General features: G+C 39.3%; 2 protein-coding genes. Both read right to left on the reverse strand.

What is annotated here, in order from left to right:
* The coding region (locus AW17_RS22835) for a Calx-beta domain-containing protein (RefSeq protein WP_280740059.1) at positions 1 to 2,940 on the reverse strand (2,940 nt) is incomplete at its 3' end.
* Between the two features lie 591 nt (positions 2,941 to 3,531).
* Positions 3,532 to 4,905: a helix-turn-helix transcriptional regulator gene (locus AW17_RS22840; protein ID WP_029280553.1), complete on the reverse strand. Its 1,374-nt coding sequence runs from the start codon at positions 4,903 to 4,905 to the stop codon at positions 3,532 to 3,534.
* Positions 4,906 to 5,319: the final 414 nt, after the last annotated feature.

Consider the following 5,319-nt stretch of genomic DNA (forward strand, 5'->3'; position numbering starts at 1 on the left):
CGGATCGCCATCGGCATCGGTAGCAGTTATGGTTCCGTTAACCGGGGTATCTTCAGGAGTGGTAACCGCTGGCGAAGTCGCAACAGGGGCACGGTTATCTCTAATGTTCACCGTTGCCGGGGTTGTACTTGCCGTAATGGACGGATTGTTCGTTGTAGCGATCATCGTCAGTACCACCGTTTCGTTGCCCTCCGCAATGTTATCATCCAGAACCGGTACGCTTACCGTTGCACTGGGCTGCCCCGCGCGGATGGTCACCGTGGTGCCTATCGAAGTATAATCTGTTCCGCTGGTTGCCGTCCCCCCAACACTAAAGGTAACCTGGGTATCGGTCGTAGATACCTTACTCAACCTGAAGGTAAACTGACCCGGTGTGCCAGGCTCTGCCCCGTCCGCCGTTGCGGCAACTGTAATGGTAGAAACATCATCATCAGCAATGTTGACCGTGGCCGTTAAGTCAGAAGGAGTCGAAGATGCTGTAGTTGTCGGCGTTGTACCGTTACTAACAGATGTTATGTTTAGTACAACAGTTTCTGTAGGCTCAACTATGAGATCATTTACAACAGTGACCGGAATATTAACGGATGTAATTCCAGCAGGAATTGTAACTGAGCCAGTTAATGGTGTGCCAGCATTATAATCTGTGCCATTGGTAGCGGTACCTCCAATGGAATAATTTACCACCGTGTTACCAGCCACTGCACTCGTTAGTTTAACTGTAAAAAGTCCGTTGGTACCCGCTTCTGATGCGTTAGGTGTTGTTGCCACGATACTTACAGATGCCGGAACGGTTACCACATCTGCCGGTAAGATATTATTACAACCCTCCCCACTAGGCGCCCCATTACATTCTATATCAGCGTTGCCAGAAAAAGTTAAATCATTTTTATTTGGATCTTCATACGTTGCATCAGGATCGGAAACATCAGGCGGCCTAAGTATAGTCGCTCTGGCTGCAATTGTAGTGTTACTCAAAGATGCGCCCACCGTACCTGTAATGGTATAAGTTACCTGCGATCCGCTGGTCATATCTAACGTAGCCGCATATTTTGTACTGGTAGTACTCGAAGCAGTTTGTGAAACCGTGCCAATACCACTATTTACTACAGAAGTTGCGGATGTAACCACAAATCCATCAGGGTATTCAAGGTTAAAAACAGCTCCGGTTACATCACTCACACTTTCTGAATTTGCCTTATTCTGTAATACCACAGTATAAGTTAGTGTAGTTCCAATTTTTGCAGTCGTAACAGAAGGTGTAATGCTCTGTACGGCTAAATCTGCTTGCGAAATTGTAACCGATACTGATTCCACTTTTTCTACATTCGGAATAAAAGTATAGGTATCTAAACTCCGTTCATTACCAAAATCAAGGGTACCTTGACCACCATTAGAGTTATATTTCCCCCATATATGACCATTAACACTACTTTTTAAGCCCGCTCCCGATAGGGGATTTACTTTTGGGTTTGAAGGTGTTGCATTAACACTATTCTGGCTACTAACCGGTGAAGTATTCCCTGCAATGGTTACCTGAGAATCATCCCAATAAACGATATCTTTTGATCGAATTGGATTATAACTACCATCGGTTTGGCTAATAATAATACCGTTTGGATTAATTTCTACGTCTATAAGTGGAAAGTGGACCTCAGATACAAATGCCTGAGCTTTTATTGTGCCTATAGCTGTCCCAGGAGGAACTTTTACACCAGGAGCCGTTGGATCTGCGGCAGTACCTGCCCGCGCATCCCAATAGACTTGTTGGGCACCAGCATTATTCATATTTCCTATTAGCACACGGTCTATAAAGTTTCCGCCACCTGAGATTGTAATTTTATAAGTTCCAGCTATATTCGAAGTAAAACTCACATAAGCTCCTTTGCTACTTATTTTACCATTGGATCCCTCTACCCCCTTAATACTTATATTAGTTAATGTGGGTGTTACTGGGCTTGCTATCCTTAACCATGTAGTGGCATTATTTAACGTAGCTGTAGCGGGAAGATCTGTACTTGGCTTAGTGTAGAAAATTTTATGGGTAACATTTAAAGCATCATCAGTTGAATTAGGATCCTTAACTGATGGACTGGTCGAATAATTTAAACTTTTATAGGTCGGGTTACCCGCACCCGCAGCTGCTGTTGTAAAGCCCCTGTTGTTGGCAAAAAATGTAAAACCTATTCCATTTTGACCATTGGCATCAACATTATAAGCATATCCGTCTTTGGTTAAAACATTTACAACACCATGAAAACCTCTATTATTTTCAAATATAGGAGCAATATCAAGGTTAAGTACATTTGTAAATACCCTACCCGGGATAAATGCAGTATTCGTCGTATTGATCACTGAAACATCCCAAGCTGCAATTGATGCTAAGGGACTGGGAGTTCCTCCAAGAAAATCACTTGTTCCGTAAGTATGTTGAGTCCAATTGTCGTCATAGCTAATATTTTCCCGATCTGATCCATCCCCATTAATACCACCTGGGGCAACAAACTCAACCTTATAAATACCTGTTACTGTTACCGAATAATAATTTGGCGTATACTGATTACCTCCTAATGCTACTCCAAACAAAGCTGGTCCCGCAATTTCGGCATTCCTATTGGGAATTAAGCCTGGTTTTGGGATTGTTCCTGATGGATTATTTGTTTGAACCACACTACCATTAGGAGCAGTAAGTCGAATAAAACTATTTGTACCGGCTATCATAGCACTACTCGCCATTGTAATTTTTTCACCAACGGCAGCATAAACATAATGCACCCCTAAATTCGGAAAAGGAAATGCAACAGTTGTCACATTGGACGCCATCAATTTAGCCCTGCCTCCTATCCCATTTCCGTTTGCGGGATACAAATTGATACTTCCATCTGCAAAAGCTGAATTTACAGCTGTAAAAAGAAGTACCGCTACTAAAAATAGTAGATGCATTAAATATTTAACAAAACTTTTCGTTGGATAATGGTTAGTCCTTTGAAAAAATCGCATAAGGATACACGAAGAGCGCAAAATTTTATTCATATAGGTGACGATATAACTGATGTATTGCTATGTATCTTATCGTGGGGTTCCATATTATCTATTTGCGTTTTTTGAATTACATATGCAATCCTAAAACATTAAAAATAATTTGAATTACCGTATGCGTTATAATACAAAAAACAATATTTAAGCGTATTTTTTTTAAGCACGCAAAAAAAGCAATAACTAATTTGATTTGCCGAATAAATATCTACACACATCTACTCACCCTACATAAACATCTCATAAACAGCTATTAACCAAACAAAAACTCACTTTCAGCAAACTAAACATCAGGCAATTATGGCCATCAAAGAAACATTCGTACGCTCAGATCGGAATAAAATTGGTAATGATTTCCCCGGATCCCTTAAAAGCTCGTGAGCTATGGTTAATTCAGTCAGCTAAAGCATCAAATCGGTAGCTTACCATCGACACAAAAAGTACCCAGTTAAAATCGGGAGCGCATGGAAAAAGTCTTTTAAAAAAGGGAATAAGGAATCAAATATTGGTCATCCAAATATTAATATCCTGATCAGAAGGGATGGTTAACTTTTTCCTGATCCTGTATTTTTTTGCTTCCACCGCCCGCACGGAGGTTTTCGTATAACGGGCTATTTCTTTGGTCTGGAAATTTAACCGGAGCAATACACAAAATTCAATTTCAGAAACAACAATATTAGGTATGAGCGCTAAGAGTCTGTTATAAAACTCAGGATCGTACGCTTTGAATTTGACTAAGAATGCAGGGTTGTTGCTGATAGCCAGTTGCACAATCTCTTTTAACTCCTCCATTCTTGAAGTAGAGCGGTTATCCTTGCTGAGCTGTATCTTTTTTATCAATTCAACTATTTTTTGCTGAGCAGTGGTAACCATTAGACTATTTTTCTTTCTTAACAAGCGCTCGGCTTCATTCAGCCGGACAATAAATATGATCAGCAAAATCGCAAATAGCAAAACAAGGAATAAAGCGGCCAGGTAAAATTCATTCAGTAGCGCTGTCGCTTCCTGATAATTTTTGAAGGCCATTCTCTTAAATTCATCTACAATACTGTAGTTAATCTCCTTCAGTTCATCGATAATATGCTTCAATTCATTATTAATACTGGTGTTCAGCGCAATCAGGTTTCGCTGCATACTAAAGACCCTAACATTCTCCTGCTGCAATTGATGTAGCTTCGTTACATAAGCGTTTTTATCTTGTACCAGAATCTTGTGTGCAGTAGAATCGATCCTATTCCTATATTTTACCTGATTGATCTCAATGATCGAATTTCCTTTTTTATTGGTGATCGCATCCTTTATCCTTCCGAACAGTCCTTTCTTCTGTTCACCACCTATCTTCTTAACCGTACTGGTGTTGTCGTCAACATCTCCATGACTGTTGTGTGCGATATCAAATTTGTTAATATTTTCGTTTAATGCGCCACTGAAACCTGAATACAATGTGAGGAGTGAATCAAAATTATGCTTTAAGACCAATAGCTCATTCGATAGCTTTACTTTTTTCAGATACCAACCCCTTACCTTATTCCTTTGACCAACAGTTAAGCGTGCAGTATCAATATTTTCTTTCAATAAAGTATCGATCTGGTTAAAGGCCATCACTAGCTTTGTTCTATAATCGACTTTTTTTTTGCTTTTAATATTTAATAAAGATTCCTGAAAATCATTTTCGGCATGCTGAAGCAAGAGTAAGACCTGTTCTGGTTTAGATTGATTCAAGTCAGCATGGTTTGTTAATTTAGTCAGCTCCTCTAATTTTTGAGTAATACGGTTACGTACGACAAATGCTACTATAGCAGATACTATAGTTATCATTAGGAATACAACCAAGATTTTTCTGGCAAGGCCCCAGGTATAGGATATATTCATGAGAATTATAGGGTGAATTCAGTAATTTACTAAAGTCGATAGATAGAGACGTTTAATGTATCTTTAATACATTTGCGCACAAATAGACAACTTTACATGGAGTTTATTCTTATAAATATCTACTCACATTTACTCAAACAGGAATAATTTATTTAAAATAAAGCCTTTTTGAACACGATCTGGAAAATATGAAGTCAGTCAGAGATAAGTTTCCAGAAATCGGTGCCCTTACCAGAAAATAGGTGCTAATTTTTACGTGCACGATATTTCTTTCAAACTGCACCAAGATTTGGACTTGTAACTAATAACCTGAGTTCGATTATTAAATTGTAAAAATAACTATCAGACAAGGTTTATTCCTAACCCCATCGTCATGCTGAACTTGTTTCAGCATCTTTTTTGGCAGGAAAGACC

The organism is Pedobacter borealis DSM 19626, assembly GCF_000708285.2.
Lineage (GTDB): Bacteria > Bacteroidota > Bacteroidia > Sphingobacteriales > Sphingobacteriaceae > Pedobacter > Pedobacter borealis.